Source organism: Planococcus sp. TJ-302 (assembly GCF_058268455.1).
The window spans coordinates 1,051,354-1,076,412 of sequence record NZ_JBZDOI010000001.1; the positions used below are offsets into that span (position 1 = coordinate 1,051,354).

The following is a 25,059-nucleotide window of genomic DNA, read 5'->3' on the forward strand; positions in this document are numbered from 1 at the left end:
CATGCGTGTGCAATGTGTAATCTGTGATACCATCGAAGAACTGGTCGACGATACGCTTGAAGCAAAAAGACTTCGCAACCGTCCCATTCATACCCATATGTGCAAAAAATGCCACGACCGGATCACTGAACGGACAAAACAGCGGATTGCTACCGGAAAGTTCCATTTTTACCGGAGCTCCAGAAGAATTGAGGATGACTTTTAATGAAACTGCTTAAAGGCATTTGGATCGGCTTATGGAGCGGGCTGCTCCTTGGGCTTCTCCTTAAATGGATCCAGGCTGTGACAGGCGAACAAGTCTATACGCTTCTATTGAACGTTGACTTCATACCGCTCATCGGTTCCATCAATTGGTCAGAGCCAGTGGAGTTCGCTTTTCACATCATCATTTCTCTTATCATCGGTATCGTTTATGTCTACTTGGCAAAACGCCGCCCCCATTCGTTCGGGCAATTGGTGCTGCTGAGCCTAGCGATGAGCATCCCGTTCTATCTGCTTTATTTCCCCTTGTCCGCTATGGCCATCCGGGAAGATGTGCCGGGCTTAACTGACGCTGGTGCAATTCTGTATTGGATTTTCGCCCACTTGACTTACGCAATGGCGCTCCCAGTACTTTATAAAACATTTGAACGCAAAAACGGTTCATCTCAATGAGATGGACCGTTTTTTATGTTCAATAGTTTTTCTGAAGCTCGAGTTTTAAAAGAAATATTAATCGCGATATTCCGCAAATCACCCCCGCTAAAACGCATGCTCCTGTCCCTGTCCCTGCAACGTTTCGCTAGCTTCGGGACTTGAAAGTGCGTTGCAACGCTTCGCTAGCTTCGAGACATGAAAAACCGTTGCATCGCTTCGCTAGCTTCGAGACATGAAAGTGCGTTGAAGCGCAATGAAAAGAATTCTACAAGAGTCCAATAACGCAAAAAACGCTGCATCTCATTGAGATACAGCGTTTTCGCGTTTTTCACGCCATAGGCGGATTTTATACAGAATCAGAATCAATGCGGCGATTACGAGGCCTTCCACAACCGGCAGGAAAAAGGCTAAGAAAGTCAGCCCTAATCCTCCAGTCAGTAGAAACAACGTAATCACTGCATTTTTTCCAACGGATAGTTTTTTTGCAAATCCGAGTTTATAGACGAACGCAGAAAGCAGAAAGATCACTGCAAAGAGCGCATATCCTGCTATCGTGTAATTCGGCATGGTTTCGTATAAAAATCGAGCTACGGGATACATACTGTCATAGACAAAAGCTTGTTCGTCGCCCACAGATTATACATCCTCCCCGTCTATTATTCTTCGATTGCTACTTTTTTCTTCTTAGCCATACGCTCGCGTTCGTTTTTATCAAGAATTTTCTTGCGCAAACGGATTGTTTGTGGCGTGATTTCGCAATACTCATCGTCGTTCAAGTATTCTAGCGCTTCTTCAAGGCTCATCAAACGAGCTTTTTTCATTGTTGTTGTTTGGTCTTTGTTCGCTGAACGAATATTTGTCGCAGCTTTGATTTTGACGATGTTCACTGTCAAATCGCTGTCACGATTGTGTTCGCCGACGATCATGCCTTCGTAGATTTCAGCTCCGACTTCGACAAAAGCAGTTCCACGGTCTTCGATGCCCATTAAGCCGTAAGTCGAAACTTTACCGCGCTCCATAGATACCAATACACCTTGGCGACGTCCGCCAACACGGCCAGAAGCAACTGGCTGGTAGCTGTCGAATGTGTGGTTGATAATTCCGTAGCCGCGCGTCTGAGTCAAGAACTCAGTCGTGTAGCCGATCAATCCACGTGCCGGTACGTTAAATACCAAACGGACTTGTCCGCTTCCGTTATTAATCATATCCAGCATTTCACCTTTGCGTTCACCAAGAGACTCAATGATAGCGCCAGTGTATTCTTCAGGAACATCAACCTGAACGCGTTCAACTGGTTCACAGCGTACGCCATCAACCATACGGACGATAACTTCCGGTTTAGAAACCTGGATTTCAAAACCTTCGCGGCGCATGTTCTCGATTAAGATCGACAAATGCAATTCTCCGCGTCCTGAAACAACCCATGCGTCAGGTGAATCTGTAGGATCTACACGCAAGGATACGTCAGTCTGTAACTGAGCGTCCAAACGTTCCTGAATTTTTCTAGAAGTGATCCATTTACCTTCTTTACCGGCAAATGGGCTGTTGTTGACAAGAAATGTCATTTGCAATGTAGGCTCATCAATGCGCAGGATCGGCAAAGCTTCAGGATGATCCGCAGGGCATACCGTTTCCCCGACATTGATATCTTCCATACCAGAGATGGCAATCAAATCGCCAGCTTCAGCTTTTTGGATTTCAATACGCTTCAAGCCCATAAAACCATGGATTTTGGTTACACGGAAATTCTTGACGGACCCGTCAAGTTTCATCAATGCAACAGATTGTCCGACTTCGATCGTTCCGCGGAATACGCGGCCGATTCCGATACGCCCAACATAATCGTTGTAGTCAAGAAGCGCTACTTGGAATTGAAGTGGCTCATCTCTGTTATCGATTGGCGCTGGAACATGTTCCATGATTGCATCGAAAACTACTTGCATGTTTTCTTCTTGGTCTGCAGGGTCAGATGAAAGACTTGCCGTACCATTCATGCCTGATGCAAAAATAACCGGGAATTCCAACTGCTCGTCATTCGCTTCAAGTTCGATGAACAGTTCGATGACTTCGTCAACCACTTCTTCCGGGCGAGCGAAATCGCGGTCAATTTTATTGACAACTACAATCGGCTTCAAGTTTTGCTCAAGTGCTTTCTTCAATACAAAACGCGTCTGTGGCATACAGCCTTCGTAAGCGTCAACTACTAGCAAGACACCATCTACCATTTTCATGATACGTTCAACTTCTCCACCGAAATCGGCGTGTCCAGGTGTATCCAAGATGTTGATCTTAGCGTCTTTATATTGAATAGCAGTGTTTTTTGCAAGAATCGTAATTCCGCGTTCTCTTTCAATATCATTTGAGTCCATTGCGCGTTCTTCCATGTGTTCGTTTGAACGGAAGATTCCAGATTGCTGCAGAAGCTGATCCACAAGCGTCGTTTTACCATGGTCAACGTGGGCAATAATAGCAATGTTTCTTAAGTCGTTACGTAAGTTAGTCATACTTTCACTCCAATTAGTCTTTTTTCGTCCCTATAACTGTGTTAGTATATCACATATAGGGGAAAAACCCTAAGACTTTATTTCAAGTGTTCATACTAGGAGGAAAATACCGTGAAAAATATAAAATGGATTTTTGTCTTCTATTCACTAGCTGCCATGCTTTCAATGGCTGGCATCGGAGTCGCGGTTGGCTTTCGCAGTGTGCCGGGTATTCTACTAGCTATCGTGCTGCTTGGCTTTGTCATGGCGCGCGGTTTCAAAAAGAAAAAAGAGATGATTGACGCGGGCGTTCTTTAAGCGATCAAAAATAAAGCCGCCGGGAACTTTCCCGGCGGCGAGCAGCTAAGGTGCGGATATCCGCATCTTTTTTATTTGGGCTGAATGTATTCAGAAAGAATCTTTCCATGTACCGACCGATTAGCGGCGATAAAAGTGTCCTGCACCAGCAAATTTTCCCCCTGCCCTTTGAAATTCGACGTCATCCCGCCTACTTCCCGAACAATGACTGACCCGCCTGCAATATCCCATGGCGACAAGCGCATGGATATATACGCGTCGAGGCGCCCACAAGCGACAAATGCTAACTCCAGCGCAGCTGAGCCGTATGAGCGGGTGCCGCGGATGTCACGGATCATCCGGATGGTCGATTCATGTTCGACGTATTTGTTGGGCGTCACCCACATTGCGTTGATGCCGATTATCGATTCGGAAATCGTGGTCTCTTGCAACATCGGCAATTTCTCGTCGTTGAAATAAGCGCCGCCGTCTCTCACCGCATGGTATAAATCGTCATTGACAACATCGTAGATATAGCCAAGCTCGCCAACGCCGTCTTTATAAATGCCAAGTGAAATGGCAAAATTGCGCTGCTGGTGTACAAAATTCATTGTTCCATCAATTGGATCAAGCATCCAGATGACACCTTCTAAGTCTTGGATATCGTTACCAAATCCTTCTTCACCAAAAATCCGATGGCCAGGATAATCGGTATTGATGCGTTCAATAAAGAGCTGCTCAATTTCTTTGTCGATATTAGTCACCAAGTCGTTGACGTGCGCTTTTGTTTCGATTTCGATATCCCCGCGGAATGACGTGCGGATGCGGTGGCCCGCTTCTTTGATAAGTGATTTTATGTATCTGTCCAACTCATGCAAATCCAATGGTGGTCCTCCCTTTTTTTACTACTAACTATAATATAAACGAAAAAGGCACATACTGTCTTATCTCAGTAGGTGCCTTTATGTGATAAATGTATTAGAGCGCATGAAGGGCCTCCAGTTCTACATGGATTTCTAGGAGCCTTTTTTTGCTTTTGCCACTTTGCAGTTCGTCTTTCTGCTGCATTGCGTCAAACAAAGAAGCAAGCTCATAATCCAATTCCAGCTTCAATGCATTGATGTATTCCTTTTCCACTTCAGCTTTGCGGATGATTTGAATCATCTGTTTCATAAACAAGCACCCCTTCCTCTTCGCATTCCGATAATTCAGACTTATTGAATTAAAGTTACCTATATATACCCCAATGGCGAGCGAGAAAAACTTATTTATACTCTTTCTTCCCAAACTTCGTTAAAATGAAACCTGAGTTTCGATTTAAAGGAGGAAACCTATTTCATGGCCTACTGGAACCAGCAAGATTTCGAAGTTTTTGAAACACCTGGACTTGAGAAACGCATGGAGGCGTTAATCGTTCGTGTACGCCCTAAATTTGAAGAACTCGGTAAAGACTATTCATCTTTTTTCTCCGGAATGACAGGTGAAGAGTTTTACCCGCATGTCGCCAAGCATATGCGGCGCACCGTGAATCCCCCGAACGACAGTTGGGTGGCTTTCGCTCCGCATAAACGCGGCTATAAAGCTGTGCCGCATTTTCAAATCGGCTTATGGAACAGCCACGTGTTCGTGATTCTGGCTGTTATTTACGAAGCTTCCGGAAAAAGCGCGATGGCGGAACGGCTGATGGCGTCGAATGCTCTTGAAGTTTTGCCAAAAGACTTTATGCTGTCCGGCGACCACATGAAGCCAGAAGCCTCTGACTTGGATGAATTGTCTTCTGACGGCATCGACCGCTTGCTCGTGCGCTTAAGAGATCTAAAAAAAGGCGAGCTGGTGATCGGCCGCCACATTACACGCGAAGAAGCAGTTCAGATGAGTACGGAAGAATTCAACGCAGCCGTGGAAGACACTTTTACAGAATTGCTGCCGATCTACGATATTCTTCTAAACAAAACAAAAGTTCCGCAAGCCTAAGCTGCGGAACTTTTATTTATTTTTTTATCTTGATAATTTCATCATCGTTTTTCGCTTTCATGTCCTTGATGGCAGGAAAACTGGCATAGCCGCTTTCTTCCTCGAACTCCCTGAAATACGTTTTTTCTTCAGCGATGGACGGCACGATTTCCTTGAACCTGCGGTAGCGGGCTAAAAGATCTTGCCGTTTGATGCCTTTTTCATAGGCCATTTCAATACCTTCGAAAAAAGCGACCACATCGATGATTTCATCTGTGCTCCAGTCAATGGAGAAAGGGTACGAATAATCCATGTTGATTTCCTACTTTCTAATCATGAGAGACCATTTGTTTGCTACGGCTTGGGCATCCCGCTCCATGCGGCTGAATAGCTCCTGAACGGTTGGTACGTCATGGATGAGCCCAGCCACTTGTCCGGCCCAGCCAAAGCCTTCTTCTGTGCGTCCCTCATAGATGTATTTTTTATTGGCCTCGCCGCTGACATATGCGCGGAGCGCTTCGTAAGTCGGCGTTTCGGCTTCTATTTCAAGAATCCGCTCGGTCCAGCTGTTCTTCAACGTGCGGGCTGGTGAACCGATGCTCTTCTTGATGATGACGGTATCAATTTCTGAACTGGAAATCAATGCATCCTTATAAGTTTGGGATGCATGGACACATTCCTTCGTCGCGATAAAACGCGTCCCCATTTCGATGCCTTCTGCTCCTAGGGCGAGGGCGGCCATTAATCCCCGGCCGTCCCCGATGCCACCGGAAGCAATGACGGGAATCGATACTGCATCCACGACTTGGGGTATCAGCACCATCGTGCCGATATCGTCCCGACCAAGATGTCCGCCGCCTTCGTGGCCGACAACCATTACCGCATCCGCGCCAAGCTCTTCGGCTTTCTGCGCTTGCCTTCTTGCAGCCACCAACACTAATTTTTTAATGGGCGTACCTTTTAATTGTTCAAAAATCGGTGTCGGATTCCCGCCAGTCATTGAAACGACCGGCACATTTTCTTCAATAGCTACTGCGAGCATATGGGAAAATGCGCGTCCGTGTTCGCCTATTGCGAAATTGACCCCAAAAGGCTTATCGGTCATCGTGCGCACTTTACGGATTTCCTCCCTCAATTGTTCCGGGTCCGATAAGCTCATAGCGGTTATCTGACCGAGGCCACCAGCATTTGAAACAGCCGCCGCCAAATCTGCATATGCTAAATACGCCAAGCCTCCTTGGACAATCGGCAAACGAATTCCCAGCATTTCCGTTATTCGTGTATTAAATTCCATTAAGCAATCTCCTCCCTTTCCACTTTCATTTATTCGATAAAACTGAGTAAATTCCTCTTATTTGATAGTATAGCGAAAGCTGGCGTGCTATAATTCAATTTGTTTTTATTTTTAATAAGTTAGGTGGGTTCCCATTGTCTCAATTAGAAACTCCGTTATTCGATGCTTTGCTGAAGCACCGGAATCGGCACCCCATTCAATTCCATATTCCTGGCCATAAAAAAGGACAAGGCGTCGATCCGGCATTCAGAGAATTTGTCGGCGATAATATATTATCGATAGACTTGATCAATATCGCTCCTTTGGATGACCTGCATGCACCAAAAGGCGCGATCAAGCAAGCACAAGAACTGGCTGCAAAAGCTTTCGGGGCAGATTACACATTTTTCTCTGTCCAAGGCACGAGCGGTGCAATCATGACGATGATTTTAAGCGTCGTCGGACCAGGTGATAAAATCCTGGTGCCGCGCAACGTCCATAAATCAATTATGTCGGCAATTGTTTTCGCCGGCGCCATCCCGGTCTTCATCCATCCGGAAGTTGATCCGGAACTCGGCATTTCGCATGGCATTTCAGCGGAGGCTGTGGAAAAGGCGTTAATCGAATACCCGGACGCAAAAGCAGTGCTCGTCATCAATCCCACTTATTTCGGGGTCGCAGCCGATTTAAAGCGTATTGTGTCCATCGCACATGAACGCGACATTCCTGTGTTGGTTGATGAAGCGCACGGCGTCCACATCCATTTCCATAAATCGCTGCCGGTTTCAGCAATGTCTGCCGGAGCGGATATGGCCGCTACTTCTGTCCATAAACTCGGCGGATCGATGACGCAAAGCTCGGTCTTAAATGTCAAAGAAGGCCTTGTTTCACCCAAGCGCGTGCAATCCATCCTGTCGATGCTGACAACCACGTCGACGTCTTACCCAATCCTGGCTTCACTCGATACGGCGCGCCGCCAATTGGCCGTCCACGGCTTTGATTTGATTGACCAAGCCATCCGCCTTTCCCAGGATGCCCGCAAGCGCATCAATAAAATTCCGCATCTGCGCTGCGTCGGCAAAGAAATCCTGAATACGTCGGCTACTTATGATATGGATCCGACAAAGCTCTTGATCAGCGTCAAAGATCTCGGCATCTCCGGACACCAAGCCGAAGAATGGCTGAGAGAAAACGCGAATATCGAAATTGAATTGTCCGATTTGTATAATATTCTTTGCCTTGTGACCATCGGCGATACCCGAAAAGAGCTGAATTTGCTGGTCAATGCGCTGCAGCGCATGAGTGAAGCGTATGAAAGCGAAGCAGCGATTGTCGAGCCTGTCGTACTCTTGCCGGACATTCCTAGCCTTGCGATGACACCGCGCGACGCTTTCTACGCGACGACCGAAGTGGTATCCATTGAAGAAGCAGTCGGACGCATCTCGGCAGAATTCATCATGGTCTACCCGCCTGGCATCCCGATTTTCATACCGGGTGAAATCATTACTCAGGAAAACATCGATTATATCGATATGAACATTAAAGCCGGGTTGCCTGTACAAGGTCCGGAAGACGACTCTTTGCAAAAACTGCGCGTCATCAAGGAACAAAAAGCCATACGTTAAAGTTAAAACAGCCCGGGAGCTAAGCCCCAGGCTGTTTTTTATTTTCCAGCGCGTTCAATGTCTGCGGGGTCGATAAAGCCGTAGCCCTTGCTTTTCAGTCCTTTTACGATATCCGGAAGCGCCTGCGCTGTCCAGGCACGATCATGCATCAGCAGATTCGACCCGTCTCGCAAAAATTCTGTATTGACCATGATGTCGGCTAAAGCTGCCGCTTCGCTATACTGTTTTTCCCAGTCATAGCCGTAACTCCAATTCATCCCAAGCATGCCTTCTGCTTCAACAAGCGATTTGCTGAAATCTGTATTCGTTCCATTCGGAGCGCGGAAGAATTCCGGTTTTTCGCCGATAATTTCTTCCACTGTTTCGCTCAATAAGATGATTTCCTCACGTTGCTGTTCGTCATCAATCGTTTTCAAATTGGTATGGCTGTAGGTATGATTGCCGATGGCGAAGCCCATTTCATGGATTTTCTTCAAATTCGCTTTTTCTTCTTCGGTATCGAGAAAATGTCCGTTGACAAAAAAGATTGCCGGAACACCTAAGCTCTTCAGCGTTTCCGCCATCTGTAACGAGTGTTCAGCAGGCGCATCATCAATGGTCAGCAATACAGCTTGCGCCGGTGCATCTCCGATTGGTTCAACGCTCCAGTTGGCAGGATTGAGGCGGTATGCCGGTTCCATTTGTTCAACTGGTGCTTCAGGTTCTTCTGCCGCTTCTTCCGGCACTGGAACCTCTTCTTTTGCAGGTGCCGGTGTTTCTACAGGTGCAACGTCTTCCTGTAGGTCAGGTTCTTCTGAACCCCCGCTCTCGGTGCTGCATCCTGCCAATAAAATCGTGCTGGCCAACAAGGCAGCCCATTTTTTCTGTATCATGATTTATCACCTATTGCCCTTTCAGAGAAATTTTACCATAAATTTTCGCATAAAAAAAGAAGCCGTGCAAGCTGCACCGGCTTCTTTTGATTATTATTTAATGATATGGATTGGAGTTCCTAGCGCTACTTCCGCAGCTTCCATCGTGACTTCAGACAAAGTTGGGTGAGCGTGGATTGTCATTGCAATATCTTCAACAGTCATTCCTGCTTCAATTGCAAGGCCAAGCTCAGCGATCATATCAGATGCGCCCGCACCAACGATTTGTGCGCCAAGCAGCAAGCCGTCTTCTTTACGTGAAACCAACTTCACAAAACCGTCAGGAGCGTTAAGAGACAAAGCACGGCCGTTTGCACCGAATGGGAATTTCGCAGCTTGCGCTTCGAATCCTTCTTCTTTTGCTTGCTCTTCAGTAAGTCCAACGCTTGCAAGTTCTGGATCTGTAAAGCAGACCGCAGGAATCGCCAAGTAATCAACGACTGATTTTTCTCCAGCAATCGCTTCTGCAGCAACTTTACCTTCGTATGATGCTTTGTGAGCCAATTGCAGGCCAGCGACAACATCACCGATTGCATAGATATTCGAAATGCTTGTACGGCATTGTTTGTCTACTTCAATCAACCCGCGTTCAGACATTTTAAGACCCAATTCTTCAAGGCCCATTTCGTCTGTATTCGGACGGCGCCCGACAGTGACCAATACATAATCAGCTTCAACGGTTTTTTCTTCCCCACCTGCTTCAAATGTCACTTTTACGCCTGTATCGGATTCTTCAACGCCTTTTGCTGAAGCTTTAGTAATGACTTCAACGCCTTTTTTCTTCAAGCCTTTTTTAACAATTGCCGTCATTTGCTTTTCAAATCCAGCCAAGATATCAGGTGCGCCTTCAAGGATTGTTACTTCAGAACCCATATTCGCAAATGCAGTTCCGAGTTCCGTACCGATATAGCCGCCGCCGATAACAACCAGTTTGCCAGGCAATTCTGTAAGAGCCAAAGCTCCTGTAGAGTTGATGACACGCTTCGTGAATTTAAATGTCGGAATTTCAACTGGACGAGATCCAGTAGCAATAATGACGTTTTTGAATTTATAAGTCTGAGAAGCTTTTTCGTCCATGATGCGGACTGTGTTCTCATCTACGAAATAAGCTTCGCCGCGGACGATTTCAACTTTATTGCCTTTAAGCAGCGATTCAACTCCGCCAGTCAATTTTTTCACAACGCCGTTTTTGAATTCTTGCGCTTTTTCAAAGTTAAGGGAAACTTCTTTCGCAATAATCCCCATGTCTTCAGAATGCTTCGCTTCTTCGAAACGGTGCCCTACAGAAATCATTGCTTTTGAAGGGATACAGCCGACGTTCAAACAAACTCCGCCGATATATTCTTTTTCAACGATTGTTACTTTTTGGCCAGTTTGCGCTGCACGGATTGCTGCTACATATCCGCCAGGGCCTGAACCGATGACGAGCGTGTCTGTTTCGATCGGAAAATCTCCTACTACCATAAGTTTTACGCCTCCATTAATAATAATTCTGGTTCGCTTAATAAACGTTTAATGTGATTTAAAGCATGCTGTGCTGTTGCTCCATCAATCATTCTATGATCGAAGCTCAATGATAATGCTAACACAGGTGCTGCTACAATTTCACCATTTTTAATTACTGGTTTCTCGGCTATGCGGCCGATTCCAAGAATTGCAACTTCCGGGTGGTTGATGACCGGTGTGAACCATTGGCCGCCAGCTGAACCGATATTCGTGATAGAGCAAGAAGCGCCTTTCATTTCTGCAGGCGATAATTTGCCATCGCGCGCTTTCGTTGCCAAGCCATTGATTTCGTCGGAAATCGCGAATACTGATTTGCGGTCAGCATTTTTGATGACCGGCACCAACAAGCCTTTTTCCGTGTCAGCAGCGATGCCGATGTTGAAGTAATGCTTTTGGATTACTTCGCTTGTTTCGTCGTCGAATGACGTATTCAATGCCGGGAATTCGCGTAAAGTGCTGACCAGCGCTTTAACCACGTACGGCAAGTAAGTCAACTTGATTTCTTTTTCAGCTGCAATGTCTTTGAACTTTTTGCGGTGTGCGACAAGTTCTGTCACATCGACTTCATCCATCAACGTTACATGCGGTGCAGTTTGTTTCGAGTGAACCATCGCTTTGGCAATGGCACGGCGCATGCCGGACATTTTCTCGCGTGTTTCAGGGAATTCGCCTTCTGGTGCCGGAGCCGCTTTCGGAGCCGCTTCTTTAGAAGCAGTTTCCTGTGTAGCTGCTTCCGATTTCTCGGCAGCTATAGCCGGTTCTTGCGCTGCTGCTTGCTGCTGTCCGCCGCTCATGAATGATTCGATATCTTCTTTTAAGATGCGGCCGTTATTGCCTGAACCTGTAACTTGAGTGATATCGACGTCTTTGTCACGTGCGAATTTGCGCACAGATGGCATTGCGATTACGCGGGCATTTGGATCTTTCGGCTGGGTTTGTGCTTGTGCCTGTGAACCTGCACCCGTTTCTTCTGAAGCAGGCTGTTCTTCTTTAGCCGGTTCTTTTTCGACATTCTGGGCAGCTTCCGCTGTTCCAGCCTGTACTTGTTCTTCAGTTTTTTCTTCGCCTTTAGGGTCTTCTTTTTTCTCAGGAGCCGCTTCTGTTTCTTCGCCTGAACCTTCATTGTCAGAAGCATCATCACTTTCGATGCGTACGAGTACATCCCCGACAACTGCGACTGTGCCTTCTTCTACAAGGATTTCTTTAACTGTGCCTGATACTGGCGATGGCATTTCAACTACCGCTTTATCGTTTTGCACTTCGAACATGATGTCATCTTCTTCAATGCGGTCGCCCGCTTTTACGAACCATTTTACGATTTCACCTTCGTGGATACCTTCACCGATATCCGGTAAACGAAATTCAAAAGCCATTAGTTTCACCCTTTCTATTCTCGAACATTAAAACGTTAGAACTTTTTTAGCTGTTTCTACTATATCCTTCGAATTTGGAAGCCAAACTTGTTCAGCCTGCGAGAATGGGAATATAGAATCTGGTGCAGTTACACGCAGTACTGGAGCCTCAAGGCTTAAGATTGTGCGATCCATCAGTTCAGCGACGATGTTTGCAGCGATGCCCGCTTGTTTCTGTGCTTCTTGCACAACCATAGCGCGTCCCGTTTTTTCGACAGAAGCGACAAGCGTTTCGATGTCAAGCGGCTGAATGGTGCGCAAATCGATAACTTCTACTGAGAAATCCTCTTTTTCAAGTTCTTCTGCAGCTTTCAAGCTTTCTTGGACCATTGCACCGTAAGCGATAATCGTCAAGTCAGTGCCTTCACGTTTCACGTCTGCTTTGCCTAGTGGAATCGTATATGATTCTTCTGGAACTTCCTGTCGGCCTGAACGGTATAATTTCAAATGCTCAAGGAAGATTACTGGGTCGTTGTCGCGGATAGAAGAAATAAGCAATCCTTTTGCGTCATAAGGTGTGGACGGAATGACAACTTTCAAGCCTGGCTGTGAAGCCATCAATCCTTCTAATGAATCCGCGTGCATTTCAGGTGTATGAACACCGCCACCGAAAGGCGAACGGATAGTGACCGGCGAATTCAAGCTGCCGCCGCTGCGGAAACGCATGCGAGCCATTTGCCCGCTGATCGAATCCATCACTTCATAAACAAAACCGAAAAATTGGATTTCAGCCACTGGACGGAATCCTTGCAGGCCTAAACCGATTGCCAGGCCGCCGATCCCTGACTCCGCCAAAGGCGTATCAAAAACTCGGTCTTCGCCAAATTCTTTTTGCAGCCCTTCCGTTGCACGGAAAACGCCGCCGTTATTACCAACATCTTCTCCAAAAACCAAAACATTTTCATCGTTTTGCATTTCGGTTCTTAGAGCGTCAGTGATTGCCTGAACCATAGTCATTTGTGCCATCGCTTATTTCGACTCCTTCGCTTTGTAGATTTCGAGCTGTTCCTGAACGTTGAATGGAATTTCGTCGTACATAATTTCAAGCATATTCGTAACCGTCTGCTTCGGAGCGCTATCCGCTTTTTTGATAGCGGCTTTGATTTCGTCCTTCGCCTGTTCGATCACTTCGTTTTCTTTCTCTTCATTCCATAAGCCTTTCGCTTCAAGGTATTTGCGGAAGCGGATAAGCGGATCTTTCTTTTCCCATTCGCTGTCTGTATCCGATGTACGGTAGCGTGTTGGGTCATCCCCAGCCATCGTATGCGGTCCGTAGCGGTAGCAAAACGTTTCGATCAATGTCGGGCCTTCGCCTTTAACTGCGCGCTCGCGTGCGTCACGCGTTACAGCATAAACTGCTAAAGGATCCATACCGTCAACTAGCACGCCTGGAATTCCGGCTGCAACAGCTTTTTGGGCGATCGTTTTAGCCGAAGTCTGTAGGTCACGCGGCGTAGAAATCGCGAATTGATTGTTCTGCACAATGAAAATAGCCGGTGAGCGGAAAGATCCCGCAAAGTTGATTCCTTCGTAAAAATCTCCTTGAGATGAACCGCCGTCCCCTGTATATGTAACAGCTACTGCTTCTTTTTTGCGCTTCTGCAAACCTAATGCCACGCCAGCAGCTTGGATGAACTGTGCTCCGATGATGATTTGAGGAGGCAAAATATTCAATCCTTCTTCCATCTGATTGCCCATGAAGTGCCCGCGTGAAAATAGGAATGCCTGGTGAAGCGGCCAGCCGTGCCAAATCAATTGAGGCACATCCCGGTAGCCTGGTAAAATGAAATCGTCTTTCGTCAATGCGAAATGCGATGCCAATTGGGAAGCTTCCTGCCCTGCAGTTGGTGCGTAGAAACCAAGTCGGCCCTGGCGGTTCAACGAAATCGAGCGTTGGTCAAGAATACGCGTAAATACCATGCGGCGCATTAATTCCTGCAAGTCTTCATCCGATAATTTCGGGTCTGCCTCTTCGTTGACGATTTCGCCTTCTTCATTAAGAATCTGAACCATTTCAAACTTTTCTTCAATTGCGTGCAGTGTTTCCACTGGTTGGAACTGCTTTGATTTTTCTGCAGCCATAATAGCAACTCTCCTTTATCTGTATTAAAATTATTTTATTCAATTAGTAATACAATACATATACTTTTTCAGTATACGTGAGAAAATTTTGCAGGTCAATCATAGCTAACCTATAAGCCATAAGCATTATATGAAAATAGAAAATTCCATCTTATTTAATCTGTACTAGTTGAAATAGATTACTGTACTATATTACAGGGCGATTTCGCAAAGCTTTTATAACACAGAAAAAGCGGCCACGTGGGCCGCTTACTCTTCACTTTTTTCAATCTCGCTGATTACGCCGTTTTTCAGTTCATTGAACTGTTCGGTCTTTTCGTTGAATACTGTAACAGCATCTTGCACGGTCTGGTTCTGGCTATTTACCTCCAGCGCTTTTTCCTGCAGAGACTGGAGAGTGGAACTTTCATCTTGCAGCATCGTATATAATTCCTGCTGCTGCATGTTCAAATTTTCATAATCGTCAGCAAAAGCTGCGTGCGCTTCAAAGCGCTCCTGCATCTTCGCTTTCAAGTCCGTCAAACCGGATTTGACGTTTTCTTCTTCGGTTTCTTTTATTACTGCGTCAATTTCTTTGAAGTTTTTCTGCGCAGCGTCCATCGATTCTTTCTCACTAGCCAATAGCTCCAAGCGTTCATTGGCCGATGCAATCGCTTCTTCTGCTTGCGCACCGACTTCTTCCTGCTCTTCCTGAGTCAATGACATGATCGACTCGAATAGCTGTTGTTCATCTTCTTCCAGTTTCTGCATATCTTTCTGTGTATCGCGATAATTTTTTTCAGCATCAAATGTACTTTTCAAAACGCTATCCAATTGTTCTTCCGCCGCCGGCCCTGAACATGCGCCCAAAAATAGTGCACTTGAAATTACAGTGGCCGTAATCACTTTATTCAATATAAACCCTCCTCTTAATCCATACTTTAACTATAATGTCGCCATTTAAAAAACACAACTGCGTAAGGCAGTAGTTGATAAGAAAGGTAAATCTTATTACTTTTCAACCGATATTCCGCAAAACAGCTGCAAAGGCATGGACCCAAGCATTGGGGCAATGCCTTTGCGACGAAGCACACAGTGCTGCGTCGCACTTTCATGTCTCGAAGCTAGCGCAACGACGCAACGGTCTTTCATGTCCAGAAGCTAGCGTAGCGATGCAGGGACAGAGACAGGAGCACATGTTTTTTGCTGCGGGCGAGCGCCAAGCCTTCTCAGCCCGCTTTCGCGTCCTTCCGGGGTCTCCACTGTTTTGCTTCATATCTGAAGATTAGTATTAAACTACAGACAGTTTATCTTTTAAGGTTTCGACCAAAGAAATATCTTACTTTAACGAAACACATTTGAATAAAGCGGAAAGCGTCCGCCTGAAGCGAAATGAAAATATAATTTAAATTTTTGAACAGTGCATCTCCGAAGCGGCTTTCCTTTTCCTGAAAAGCTTTTTTAAGATATAATTGCCATAATGGCAAGAATGAAAGGATGAATACTGTTGATATTGATGAAAGACATTATACGAGAAGGACACCCCACTTTAAGAAAACGCTCGGAAGAAGTGGCACTTCCCTTATCGGCTGAAGACAAGGCATTGGCTGAAAGCCTTTTGGAATATGTGAAAAACAGCCAAGATGATGAACTTGCTGAAAAATACGACCTACGCGCAGGCGTCGGCATAGCGGCTCCGCAAGTCAATGAACCAAAGCGGATTTTCGCGCTTTATTTCGACCCTTCTACAGAAGAAAACATGAGCCTGATCGCCATCAACCCGAAAATTGTCAGCCATTCCGTTGAAAAATCTTATTTGACTACCGGCGAAGGGTGCTTATCGGTCGACCGCGCAGTGCCTGGCTATGTGCCGCGCTACGCACGCATCACCGTAAAAGCGTACAATCTCCAAGGCGAGGAATACAAAATGCGCTTGAAGGGATTGCCGGCCATTGCATTTCAGCATGAACTTGACCATTTGAACGGCATCATGTTCTTCGACCACATCAATGCCGAAAATCCATTCGCTGAAATTGAAAACGCAACGCCAATTGAAAGAGGCTCAGGAGAATAATCTCCCAAGCCTTTTTCTTTTTTTATGAATTTTATTAGATTAAGCCTAGGTGCTTGAATGCTTTCGCCAGCCCATCGTTGTCGACATGGTCCGTGATATAGGAAGCGATTGCTTTCGTTTTAGCATGGCCGTTGTCCATCGCAACACTGAATCCGGCAGTCTCCATCATTTGCAAATCATTCAATCCGTCGCCGAACGCGATGGTGTCTTCAATCGAATGGCCGGTCAGTTTGATAAGACGCTTGATGCCGCTTGCTTTCGTGCCGCCTTGAGGCAGGATATCACAGGATACCCGGTGCCAGCGCACGAAGTCGACCGTCTTGAAATGGTCGCGGTATTGCTGTTCTTCTTGTTCTTCGCAGAAAATCAGCGCTTGATAGATTTCGTTGTCTGAATGAAATCCTTCTTCGGTTTTTGGGTGCAAAAACTTAAGGCTCTTGATGCTTTCCTCAATGTCCGGATGGTAATCGATCGACGACACCATTTTGATTTCATTCATAAAGACTAGTGGATGGTCTCGCTGTTCCGCATATTCGAAAATCGATTGCAGCGTATCCGGGTCCAGTGCCTCTTTATGGATAGGCTCCCGCTGATGGACAATGTATTGGCCATTAAACGAAATGAACGTTGAGATCTCCAGCTCTTTTCTCAATTCCTCGAACATGAATGGCGCTCGTCCAGTTGCAATTGCCAATTCATGGCCATTTGCACGCGCCTTTTGGAGTGCCGTTTTTGCGCTTTCAGGCAATTCCTTTTTAGAATTTAATAACGTACCGTCGATATCGAGCAATAATAATTTCCCCATGGTATAAAATCTCCATTCTGTCTTAAAAGTATGCAGTGCCCGTAACTTTACAATTGTCAGAAAAAATAGTATAATGCCAGCAAGGAGTGAGTCAGCCATGTTGAAACGTCTTAAGAGAAAACTGCTTAGACAGCTCAATGGCATCATGAACAAAAAGAAAATCGCATAATTATTCGGCCCTTCTAAAAGAAATTAGGAGGGCTATTCTTTATTTTAGAACATTGTCGTGATAATATAAAGAAAGTGAATTTAATTGAACGTGCAAAAGGAGAGCAAAATATGATTTTTAAAGTATTATATCAGGAAAACCGTGCAGAGGTACCAGTTCGCGAAAACACTAAGAGCCTCTATGTTGAAGCTTCATCCGAGCGTGAAGTAAGAGAACATTTGAAAGACCGCAATTACAACATCGAATTCATCCAGCTGCTTGAAGGAAACCACCTTCAATACGAGCAAGACAGCCAGAATTTCGAATTAGAGAGTTTGGAATAACAATGAAATTCGTTAAAAATGATCAAGTTGCAGTTTTCGCCCTCGGCGGACTAGGCGAAATCGGCAAAAACACATACGGTGTGCAATTCCAGGATGAAATTATCCTGATTGACGCCGGCATCAAATTTCCGGAAGACGATTTGCTCGGAATCGATTATGTAATTCCGGATTACACTTATTTGGTAAAGAATGCTGATAAGATCAAAGGCCTCTTCATCACACACGGCCACGAAGATCATATCGGTGGCATCCCTTATCTATTGAAACGGATCAATGTCCCAGTATACGGCGGGAAGCTCGCATTAGGCCTGCTCCGCAAAAAATTGGAAGAGCATGGCTTGCTCCGCCAAACCAAAATGATTGAAATCGCAGAAGAAGATGTCATCAAATTCCGTAAGACATCTATCAGTTTCTTCCGTACAACCCACAGTATTCCGGATTCGTTCGGCGTTGTCGTTAAGACGCCGCCTGGCAACATTGTCCATACAGGAGATTTCAAATTCGATTTCACTCCTGTAGGCGAACCGGCAAACTTGTTGAAAATGGCTCAAATCGGCAGTGAAGGCGTTCTTTGTCTCTTGTCCGACAGCACAAACGCTGAAATTCCGAACTTCACGATGTCGGAACGCAAAGTCGGCGAAACAATCAAAGACATTATGAGAAAAGTGGATGGCAGGTTGATTTTTGCTACATTCGCATCCAACATCTATCGCTTGCAGCAAGTTACTGACGAAGCGGTAGCGCAAGGGCGTAAGATCGCTGTATTTGGACGCAGCATGGACAATGCAATGACTATCGGCCGCGAACTTGGCTATATCAATGCACCGGAAGATGCTTTTGTCGATACACAAACCTTGAACCGCCTGCCAGCAAACGAAACATTGATTCTTTGCACTGGCTCCCAAGGCGAACCGATGGCTGCCTTGTCGCGCATCGCGAACGGCACACACCGCCAAATCCAGATTCAGCCGAATGATACGGTTGTCTTCTCGTCTTCCCCGATTCCGGGCAATACGAGCAGCGTTAACCGGACAATCAACTTGCTGTTCCGCGCCGGTGCTGATGTCATTCATGGCTCGTTGAATAATATCCACACATCCGGCCACGGATCTCAAGAAGAAAACAAATTGATGCTTCGTTTGATCAAACCGAAATTCTTCATGCCGATCCATGGTGAATACCGGATGCAAGCCCAGCATGCTGAACTTGCTGTTGACTGTGACGTCCCGCGTGAAAACACCTTCATCATGGAAAATGGCGACGTTTTGGCATTAGGCGAAAACGAAGCTTCTGTTGCTGGCCGCATCCCTTCTGGCGATGTTTACATCGACGGCAGCGGCATCGGCGATATCGGCAACATTGTCTTGCGCGATCGCCGCGTCCTTTCTGAGGAAGGGCTGGTCATCGTCGTTGTCAGCGTTGATATGAAGAACAATAAAATGGTCTCCGGCCCGGACATTATCTCCCGCGGTTTTGTCTACATGAGAGAATCAGGCACGATGATTTACGAAGCCCAGCAAATGCTGAACCGCCATTTGAAGAAAAAAATCCACGGCAAGGATACGGAATGGTCAGAGCTTAAAAACGACATTTCCGATGTCTTAGGACCGTACCTATTTGAAAAAACAAAACGCCGTCCAATGATCTTGCCGGTCATTATGGAAGTGTAAGTAAATATAAAAGACAGTCCCGAAAGCCGCTAAAGGCTTTCGGGACTGTCTTTTTTGTTTTTATCAGTGTTATTAATTCAATACTTTTTTCTCAAAGCGGTTAATATCTGAATCTGATCCAATAATGATCAGCACATCCGCCAACTCGATTTCCATATCCGCTTGCGGCGACACGATAATGTCTTTCTCGCGTTTGATGGCAACGATGTTGATGCCGTATTTTGCACGGATGTCGAGCCCAATCAATGTGCGGCCTGCTAGTTTTTCATTGGCCTGGATTTCTGCAATCGAATGCTCGTCCGACAGCTCCAAATAATCCAAAACGTTGTTTGACAGCATATTATGCGCAATGCGGATGCCCATATCGCGCTCCGGATGGACGACGCGGTCAGCACCGATTTTGTTCAGCACTTTCGCATGATAATCGTTTTGGGCTTTCACGGTAATCTGCTTGACCCCGATTTCTTTCAGCATCAATGTTGTCAGGATGCTTGCCTGAATGTTTTCGCCGATTGCGACAATGACATGCTCAAAATTACGGATGCCCAGCGATTTCAACACGGTTTCATCTGTTGTGTCCGCTACTACCGCTTGTGTCGCAATAGATGCAAATTCGTCGACCCGTTCTGAGTCTTTATCTATCGCCATTACGGCGGCGTCTTGTTCGATCAGTTCACGGACAATGCTGCCGCCGAAGCGCCCCAGTCCTATTACTACGAATTCCTTTTTCATGTCCATCCCCCAAACTCATTGACTGCTCTCATTTTATCACAATTACCTGCGGTATTGACAAGCCTTCTTGCGGTTTTCCATCTTATCCATCAGAGGAATACAATAAAAAACCCCGCTCATCGGCGGGGATCCAGCGGCCTTTTCGGCCGTTTGTCGCAATATTCGCATGTCGCATCGCTGCATTTCTCTTCGCGCCATTCGTTGCAGCCTGAGCAGTAGCTCGCATCGAATTCGTCGTCGAATGTCAGTTTTGACAAGCAGGAATGGCAATACGTATGAACATCCATCCAGTTGATGAACTTTTTATCTGCTAGAAGGTAAAGCCCCTGCTGTTCTTGTCTGTAATTCATAATAGAAGATTTTTGGACAACACGTTTTTTAGGGTCTAAGAAAAAATTCATTTTGCTGTTCACTCAAATCACTCCCAAAATTGGTTAAGCTTTTATCCGTTTTGCCGCGAGCGGTGGCTGGGATTCCATCAAAGCGAATTCCCGGCGTCCATCATTATGATGGCGCGGCCAATTAATTTATAAGTTAGCTGTTATTGTATGTTTTATGTTTTGCACTTTCTCTATGATAGTAAATCATTGCAGTAAAAAGCAATAGATATGTTCCAATTAAATTTAAATAACATTAATTTGACTCTAAACTGCTTTTTTGTATACTTAAAGATGCTAATAGTAAACTATTAATCTACTTTAACTAAACTTTTGTTTGATTGGCTCAGTAATTCTTGGTGGGGGGATAATATGGAGATTGGGGCAAAAATTAAGCGTCTGCGCTTAAAGAACGGTTTGACACAGGAAGAGCTGGGTGAGCGCACTGACCTCAGCAAAGGATTTATCTCCCAGCTCGAACGGGACATGAACTCCCCTTCTATAGAAACTCTTTTTTCCTTGCTTGAAGTGCTCGGCACAACGCCTAAAGATTTTTTTGATGATACGGACAAAAGACTGAAAGTCACGTTTACGCCGCAAGACCATGTCAAGCACAAAGACGAAGAAGCCGGCTATGAAATAGATTGGCTCGTTGCCACTTCCAATGAAAAAGAGATGGAACCGGTTTATTTGACGCTTTACAGAAATGGACATTTTAAACGGTTTGAGCCTTCCCTGGCGGAAACTTTTATCTATGTTATTGAAGGAAGCGTGCGTCTGGTTCTCGGCAATATTGAATACACAGCAAATACCGGGGACTCGATTTATTACGAGGCTTCCGACAATCATCACTTGATCAATATTGCGGACGGCAAAACAGAATTGATCTTAGTAGCTACACAATCTTATTTATAAACTTGGAGGGATCGTCTGACCAATCAATAATCCGATTTGATAACGTGACACAAACTTATAACGGGGATTCCCCGGTTTTGAAAGATATCAGCCTTGAGTTGAAAAAGGGAAATTCTATACACTTCTTGGTCCATCCGGCTGCGTAAAACGACGATTCTGCGTTTGATTGCAGGCTTTATCACGCCGACACAAGGCAATATCTATATCGGAGGCAAGAAAGTCAACCGGATTCCGGTGAACGAACGCAAAGTAAATACGGTATTTCAGGATTATGCCTTATTCCCTCATTTGAATGTATTTGAAAATGTGGCATTCGGCTTGCACATCAAGAAAGTGAAGGAGCGGAAACTGACCGTCGCGTAAAAGAAGCCTTGGAATTCGTCAATTTGAAAGGCCATGAAACCCGTGAAATCTTAGAGATGTCCGGCGGTCAGCGTAATCGTCAACGATCCCGAAGTGACTGGCGACAAGCGATTCTACCCTACTGAAGAAATGTGGGACCGCCTGGAAGTCTATGAAAACCTGGGGCTTGAGATGCTTGGTGTTTACAACGAACTGTTTTTGGAATTTAAAATGGACATGGAAAAATGACAGGCAGAGCTTCTGCCTGTTTTTTTCTTTGTCTTCCGGGTATTGTATTAAATGACATTGTGATAAACTTTTAGTCACACGAAAGAAATAAGAGAGAAGGATCGACGATGGCCCAAAAATCAAATAAATTCGCTTTATACGTGCTAATGTTCAATATGTTCATCGCAATGAGCGGCATCGGGCTAATCATTCCCATCATGCCTGAATATCTCGATACATTCGGCGTTGCCGGCCAAGCGCTCGGCACATTGATCGCTACATTCGCATTGGCACAATTTTTATTTTCTCCGCTGTCCGGAGAACTATCGGACAAATACGGCCGCAAGAAATTGATCATTATTGGCTTGATCATCTTCGGCTTATCCCAATTGGTATTCGGTCTGGCTTCCGATTTATGGATTTTGTACTTGGCGCGCTTTTTTAGCGGACTCGGCGCCGCTTTCCTCATTCCGCCAATGATGGCTTTTGTAGCGGATATCACCACCTATGAAGAACGCGGCAAAGGAATGGGGCTCCTCGGTGCTTCGATGTCACTCGGCTTTATGGTCGGCCCCGGATTTGGCGGCTTTCTTGCTGAAGTCAGTCTGCAATTCCCGTTCTATGTTGCCACCGCAGTCGCATTGATTGCAGCAGTGATTTCGCAATTCGCTTTGCCGGACGTTGCACCGACCATTGATGCTGCGCCCGCTAAACGCGAGAATCTCTTGCAGCAATTGAAAAGGTCCAGCTACACGCCTTATTTCGTCATGTTGATTGTCATGTTCATTTTTGCGTTCGGTTTGGCCAATTTCCAATCGACAATCGCTTTGTATGTCGATAAGAAATACAGCTTTACGCCTAAAGAAATCGCTGTCCTCATCACTGTCGGTGGCTTTGTCGGCGTCATCGTCCAGACTTTCGTCATCGACCGGCTGTTCAAGCGCTTTGGCGAAATGAAAGTGATCTTGGTCAACCTGTTGGTTTCCGCTGCGGCAATGATTGCTGTGCTTTTCGTCAACACCTTTTGGACGATCCTGCTGGTATCGGCAATTTTCTTTACAGCCGCTTCACTTTTGCGTCCGGCCATCAATACGCTCATTTCCAAACTAGCCGGTGATGAACAAGGGTTTGCCGCAGGTATGAACAATGCCTATATGAGTTTAGGAAACATGATTGGCCCTGCTCTTGCCGGAATCCTCTTTGATATCGATATGAGTTTCCCGTATATTTTCGGTACAGCCATTTTGATCACCTGCTTTTTCCTGGCGAATACGTGGTCATTGCGAAAACGCCAGCTGCTGGCTGAAAGCCGGACTAGCTGAAGGCCTAACATCTCATAACTTTAATGGAAAACAAAAAATAGACAGGCAGCCACTTAGCTGCCTGTCTGTTTTTTTATTGGCTTTGGAAAAATTCGTAGATGAATTGCGGCATCGTATCCAAAACCGCTTCGTCTGGATTAAGTTTGGAATGATGAAGGCCGTAAGGAGAACCAACACCCGCCCAAAACATGAGGCCTGGAATCTGATTGGTGAAATACCCGAAATCCTCACCCGTCATCGCCGCTTCAGCGCGTTTTGCTGAAACACCTTTATAGCCGGCAGCGAAATGCAGGAATTGTTCTGCCAATTCTTCGTCATTATTCACTTCCAGATAACTTGAACCGTAATCGATGGTGATTCGGCAATGGAAGCCTTCTTCAATAGCGCGGCAATGTGCTTCAATGCGGGACTTCATGTTTTGCATTGATTCCAAATTCAAGGTACGGATCGTCCCTTCTAGCCGCGCGTGTTCCGCGATGACATTTTGGACAGTCCCTGCAGTGAATTTGCCGACCGTCAATACCGCCGAATCCATTGGGTTGACGTTGCGGCTGACGATTGTCTGCAGTTGAAGCAGAAGCGACGCCGCTGCTACCGCCATGTCTTCCGCATTATGCGGAAAAGCGGCATGTCCGCCTTTGCCCTGAAGGTCGATGAACAATTCCGAGGTGTTTGCAAACAACAACCCCGGCTTTGTCGATACTGTTCCTGCTGGCATTTCCGGCGCGATGTGCAACGCAAAAATGTTATCCGGCAAAAATGCCGGCATTTCAGCTTTCAGCCATTCCCGGAACGGCAATGCGCCGCCCGGCCCTTCTTCTGCCGGCTGGAACAAGATTACCACGTCATCTTTGATCGGCTTTTCAGTTAATTTCTCCAGCAAACCAAGCGCAACCGCCATATGGACATCATGGCCGCACGCATGCATCCGCCCTGGATGGAGCGAAGAGAATGTGAGCCCTGTTGCTTCCGTGATCGGCAAGCCGTCGATATCCGTGCGCCAGCCAATCAATTTACTTGGAGCAGTGCCTGAAACCTTTACTGCCAAGCCAGTCTTCCATTCCACTACATCAAGACGATCTTGCGGCAGCTCCTGGATGATGCTTTTCAAAAGAGCCTGGGTTTTAACTTCCTGAAACCCGATTTCCGGTATTTGATGCAATTCTCTTCTGATTTTCATTAAATCCATAAAATATCGCCTCTTATAACTGGCGAAGTTCTTGTTTGATTTCCGTTTTCGAACGTGTTTTTTCATCCATCAATTTAAGGACGCGTGCTGGCGTGCCGCCGACTACTGAGTTGGCTGGCACGTCTTCAATAACGATTGCGCCGGCTGCAACAACCGCGCCTTCGCCGATGCGGACGCCTTCTAATACGACTGCATTCGCACCAATCATGACGTTGTCTTCTACTATGACAGGAGTCGCTGATGCAGGCTCGATCACACCGGCAAGGACTGCGCCTGCTCCGATGTGGCAGTTTTTGCCGACAGTTGCGCGGCCGCCAAGAATAACGCCCATGTCGATCATTGTGCCATCACCGATGACCGCTCCGATATTGATGACAGCGCCCATCATGATGATGCAATTATTGCCGATTTCCACATTTTCGCGGATAAATGCGCCTGGCTCGATGCGGCTGTTGATGTTTTTTATATCCAATAACGGAATCGCAGAGTTTCTGCGGTCATTTTCTACTACTGAGTCTTCGATGACAGCAGCATTTGCTTCAAGTGCTCCTTGGACTTGCGCCCATTCACCGAAAACGGTTGCGTGGTTCCCTTCTCCAAAAACTTTAGAGCCTGTGCCATAGTCCAAAGAAGCGACGTTCTGCCCTTTTACATAAACTTTGACAGGCGTTGATTTTGTAGCATTCTGTATGTACGAGATAATTTCATTTGCATCCATTTGCTTCATCAATAAAAACCTCTTTCTATAAGTGATGG

At 46.0% G+C, this 25,059-nt stretch carries 27 protein-coding genes and 2 pseudogenes; 12 read left to right on the plus strand and 17 right to left on the minus strand.

Annotated elements, in window-relative coordinates:
* Position 1: 1 nt before the first annotated feature.
* On the plus strand, positions 2 to 205 hold the full coding sequence (locus AC4EHB_RS05400) for a YlaI family protein (RefSeq protein WP_135500254.1): 204 nt from the start codon (positions 2 to 4) through the stop codon (positions 203 to 205).
* Complete coding sequence (locus tag AC4EHB_RS05405; protein ID WP_490974562.1) at positions 205 to 654, plus strand: hypothetical protein; 450 nt, start codon at positions 205 to 207, stop codon at positions 652 to 654. Before AC4EHB_RS05400 ends, AC4EHB_RS05405 begins: the two co-directional genes overlap by 1 nt.
* Before the next feature lie 282 nt (positions 655 to 936).
* On the opposite strand, the gene AC4EHB_RS05410 is transcribed toward AC4EHB_RS05405, so the two are convergent.
* Both AC4EHB_RS05410 and typA read right to left on the minus strand, forming a co-directional pair.
* Positions 937 to 1,236: a YlaH-like family protein gene (locus AC4EHB_RS05410; RefSeq protein WP_490975623.1), complete on the minus strand. Its 300-nt coding sequence runs from the start codon at positions 1,234 to 1,236 to the stop codon at positions 937 to 939.
* Between the two features lie 56 nt (positions 1,237 to 1,292).
* A complete protein-coding gene (gene typA / locus AC4EHB_RS05415; RefSeq protein WP_490974563.1) occupies positions 1,293 to 3,140 on the minus strand; it encodes a translational GTPase TypA in 1,848 nt (615 codons plus the stop codon).
* Positions 3,141 to 3,251: 111 nt separating this feature from the next.
* Here typA and AC4EHB_RS05420 point away from each other — a divergent pair, with 111 nt between their 5' ends.
* Positions 3,252 to 3,437 (plus strand): YlaF family protein, encoded by a 186-nt coding sequence (locus tag AC4EHB_RS05420; RefSeq protein WP_490974564.1) that lies wholly within the window; start codon positions 3,252 to 3,254, stop codon positions 3,435 to 3,437.
* Between the two features lie 71 nt (positions 3,438 to 3,508).
* Here AC4EHB_RS05420 and AC4EHB_RS05425 read toward each other — a convergent pair whose 3' ends face one another.
* On the minus strand, positions 3,509 to 4,300 hold the full coding sequence (locus AC4EHB_RS05425; protein ID WP_490974565.1) for an inositol monophosphatase family protein: 792 nt from the start codon (positions 4,298 to 4,300) through the stop codon (positions 3,509 to 3,511).
* 94 nt (positions 4,301 to 4,394) lie between these two features.
* Positions 4,395 to 4,589 carry a YkzI domain-containing protein gene (locus AC4EHB_RS05430; protein WP_490974566.1) on the minus strand — a complete coding sequence of 65 codons (195 nt, stop codon included), beginning with the start codon at positions 4,587 to 4,589 and terminating at the stop codon, positions 4,395 to 4,397.
* Positions 4,590 to 4,754: 165 nt separating this feature from the next.
* On the opposite strand from AC4EHB_RS05430, the gene AC4EHB_RS05435 reads away from it, so the two are divergent.
* Entirely contained in the window at positions 4,755 to 5,390 is a 636-nt protein-coding gene (locus tag AC4EHB_RS05435; RefSeq protein WP_490974567.1) for a YktB family protein, read from the plus strand.
* A 16-nt stretch (positions 5,391 to 5,406) separates the two neighbouring features.
* Here the strand turns inward: AC4EHB_RS05435 and AC4EHB_RS05440 are convergent, their stop codons facing one another.
* Positions 5,407 to 5,682, minus strand: a complete 276-nt coding sequence (locus AC4EHB_RS05440) for a UPF0223 family protein (RefSeq protein WP_490974568.1) — start codon at positions 5,680 to 5,682, stop codon at positions 5,407 to 5,409.
* A gap of 9 nt (positions 5,683 to 5,691) precedes the next feature.
* Positions 5,692 to 6,663 (minus strand): NAD(P)H-dependent flavin oxidoreductase, encoded by a 972-nt coding sequence (locus tag AC4EHB_RS05445; RefSeq protein WP_490974569.1) that lies wholly within the window; start codon positions 6,661 to 6,663, stop codon positions 5,692 to 5,694.
* 134 nt (positions 6,664 to 6,797) lie between these two features.
* Here AC4EHB_RS05445 and AC4EHB_RS05450 point away from each other — a divergent pair, with 134 nt between their 5' ends.
* A complete protein-coding gene (locus AC4EHB_RS05450; RefSeq protein WP_490974570.1) occupies positions 6,798 to 8,267 on the plus strand; it encodes an aminotransferase class I/II-fold pyridoxal phosphate-dependent enzyme in 1,470 nt (489 codons plus the stop codon).
* Positions 8,268 to 8,305: 38 nt separating this feature from the next.
* Here AC4EHB_RS05450 and AC4EHB_RS05455 read toward each other — a convergent pair whose 3' ends face one another.
* The 6 genes from AC4EHB_RS05455 to AC4EHB_RS05480 all read right to left on the minus strand — a co-directional run bounded on the left by AC4EHB_RS05455 (position 8,306) and on the right by AC4EHB_RS05480 (position 15,063).
* Positions 8,306 to 9,139 carry a polysaccharide deacetylase family protein gene (locus AC4EHB_RS05455; RefSeq protein WP_490974571.1) on the minus strand — a complete coding sequence of 278 codons (834 nt, stop codon included), beginning with the start codon at positions 9,137 to 9,139 and terminating at the stop codon, positions 8,306 to 8,308.
* Positions 9,140 to 9,232: 93 nt separating this feature from the next.
* Positions 9,233 to 10,642 (minus strand): dihydrolipoyl dehydrogenase, encoded by a 1,410-nt coding sequence (gene lpdA, locus AC4EHB_RS05460; protein WP_490974572.1) that lies wholly within the window; start codon positions 10,640 to 10,642, stop codon positions 9,233 to 9,235.
* Positions 10,643 to 10,647: 5 nt separating this feature from the next.
* The gene (locus tag AC4EHB_RS05465) at positions 10,648 to 12,057 is read right to left on the minus strand and encodes a dihydrolipoamide acetyltransferase family protein (RefSeq protein ID WP_490974573.1); all 1,410 of its coding nucleotides are present in this window, start codon (positions 12,055 to 12,057) and stop codon (positions 10,648 to 10,650) included.
* 27 nt (positions 12,058 to 12,084) lie between these two features.
* Positions 12,085 to 13,062, minus strand: a complete 978-nt coding sequence (locus AC4EHB_RS05470; RefSeq protein WP_490974574.1) for an alpha-ketoacid dehydrogenase subunit beta — start codon at positions 13,060 to 13,062, stop codon at positions 12,085 to 12,087.
* 3 nt (positions 13,063 to 13,065) lie between these two features.
* Entirely contained in the window at positions 13,066 to 14,178 is a 1,113-nt protein-coding gene (gene pdhA, locus AC4EHB_RS05475; RefSeq protein WP_490974575.1) for a pyruvate dehydrogenase (acetyl-transferring) E1 component subunit alpha, read from the minus strand.
* Between the two features lie 249 nt (positions 14,179 to 14,427).
* Entirely contained in the window at positions 14,428 to 15,063 is a 636-nt protein-coding gene (locus AC4EHB_RS05480; RefSeq protein WP_490981494.1) for a YkyA family protein, read from the minus strand.
* A gap of 601 nt (positions 15,064 to 15,664) precedes the next feature.
* Between AC4EHB_RS05480 and def the strand changes: the two genes are divergently transcribed.
* Positions 15,665 to 16,231, plus strand: a complete 567-nt coding sequence (def, locus tag AC4EHB_RS05485; protein WP_490980863.1) for a peptide deformylase — start codon at positions 15,665 to 15,667, stop codon at positions 16,229 to 16,231.
* Between the two features lie 34 nt (positions 16,232 to 16,265).
* Here the strand turns inward: def and AC4EHB_RS05490 are convergent, their stop codons facing one another.
* Complete coding sequence (locus AC4EHB_RS05490; protein ID WP_490980864.1) at positions 16,266 to 17,036, minus strand: Cof-type HAD-IIB family hydrolase; 771 nt, start codon at positions 17,034 to 17,036, stop codon at positions 16,266 to 16,268.
* A gap of 279 nt (positions 17,037 to 17,315) precedes the next feature.
* Here AC4EHB_RS05490 and AC4EHB_RS05495 point away from each other — a divergent pair, with 279 nt between their 5' ends.
* On the plus strand, positions 17,316 to 17,528 hold the full coding sequence (locus AC4EHB_RS05495; protein WP_490980865.1) for a DNA-dependent RNA polymerase subunit epsilon: 213 nt from the start codon (positions 17,316 to 17,318) through the stop codon (positions 17,526 to 17,528).
* Positions 17,529 to 17,530: 2 nt separating this feature from the next.
* Positions 17,531 to 19,198: a ribonuclease J1 gene (gene rnjA / locus AC4EHB_RS05500; RefSeq protein WP_490980866.1), complete on the plus strand. Its 1,668-nt coding sequence runs from the start codon at positions 17,531 to 17,533 to the stop codon at positions 19,196 to 19,198.
* Positions 19,199 to 19,270: 72 nt separating this feature from the next.
* Here rnjA and AC4EHB_RS05505 read toward each other — a convergent pair whose 3' ends face one another.
* Together AC4EHB_RS05505 and AC4EHB_RS05510 are read right to left on the minus strand one after the other, a co-directional pair.
* The gene (locus tag AC4EHB_RS05505) at positions 19,271 to 19,930 is read right to left on the minus strand and encodes a potassium channel family protein (RefSeq protein WP_490974580.1); all 660 of its coding nucleotides are present in this window, start codon (positions 19,928 to 19,930) and stop codon (positions 19,271 to 19,273) included.
* A 116-nt stretch (positions 19,931 to 20,046) separates the two neighbouring features.
* A complete protein-coding gene (locus AC4EHB_RS05510) occupies positions 20,047 to 20,343 on the minus strand; it encodes a hypothetical protein (protein WP_490974581.1) in 297 nt (98 codons plus the stop codon).
* A 336-nt stretch (positions 20,344 to 20,679) separates the two neighbouring features.
* Between AC4EHB_RS05510 and AC4EHB_RS05515 the strand changes: the two genes are divergently transcribed.
* The 4 genes and pseudogenes from AC4EHB_RS05515 to AC4EHB_RS05530 all read left to right on the plus strand — a co-directional run bounded on the left by AC4EHB_RS05515 (position 20,680) and on the right by AC4EHB_RS05530 (position 23,114).
* On the plus strand, positions 20,680 to 21,222 hold the full coding sequence (locus AC4EHB_RS05515; protein WP_490980867.1) for a helix-turn-helix domain-containing protein: 543 nt from the start codon (positions 20,680 to 20,682) through the stop codon (positions 21,220 to 21,222).
* A gap of 2 nt (positions 21,223 to 21,224) precedes the next feature.
* Positions 21,225 to 21,665, plus strand: a pseudogene (locus AC4EHB_RS05520) (ABC transporter ATP-binding protein); the annotation flags it as partial.
* Between the two features lie 4 nt (positions 21,666 to 21,669).
* Positions 21,670 to 21,813, plus strand: a pseudogene (locus tag AC4EHB_RS05525) (spermidine/putrescine ABC transporter substrate-binding protein); the annotation flags it as partial.
* Positions 21,814 to 21,920: 107 nt separating this feature from the next.
* Entirely contained in the window at positions 21,921 to 23,114 is a 1,194-nt protein-coding gene (locus AC4EHB_RS05530; RefSeq protein WP_490974583.1) for an MFS transporter, read from the plus strand.
* Between the two features lie 73 nt (positions 23,115 to 23,187).
* Here AC4EHB_RS05530 and AC4EHB_RS05535 read toward each other — a convergent pair whose 3' ends face one another.
* Complete coding sequence (locus AC4EHB_RS05535) at positions 23,188 to 24,303, minus strand: N-acetyldiaminopimelate deacetylase (RefSeq protein ID WP_490980868.1); 1,116 nt, start codon at positions 24,301 to 24,303, stop codon at positions 23,188 to 23,190.
* A 13-nt stretch (positions 24,304 to 24,316) separates the two neighbouring features.
* A complete protein-coding gene (gene dapD, locus AC4EHB_RS05540) occupies positions 24,317 to 25,030 on the minus strand; it encodes a 2,3,4,5-tetrahydropyridine-2,6-dicarboxylate N-acetyltransferase (RefSeq protein ID WP_490980869.1) in 714 nt (237 codons plus the stop codon).
* Positions 25,031 to 25,059 lie beyond the last annotated feature (29 nt).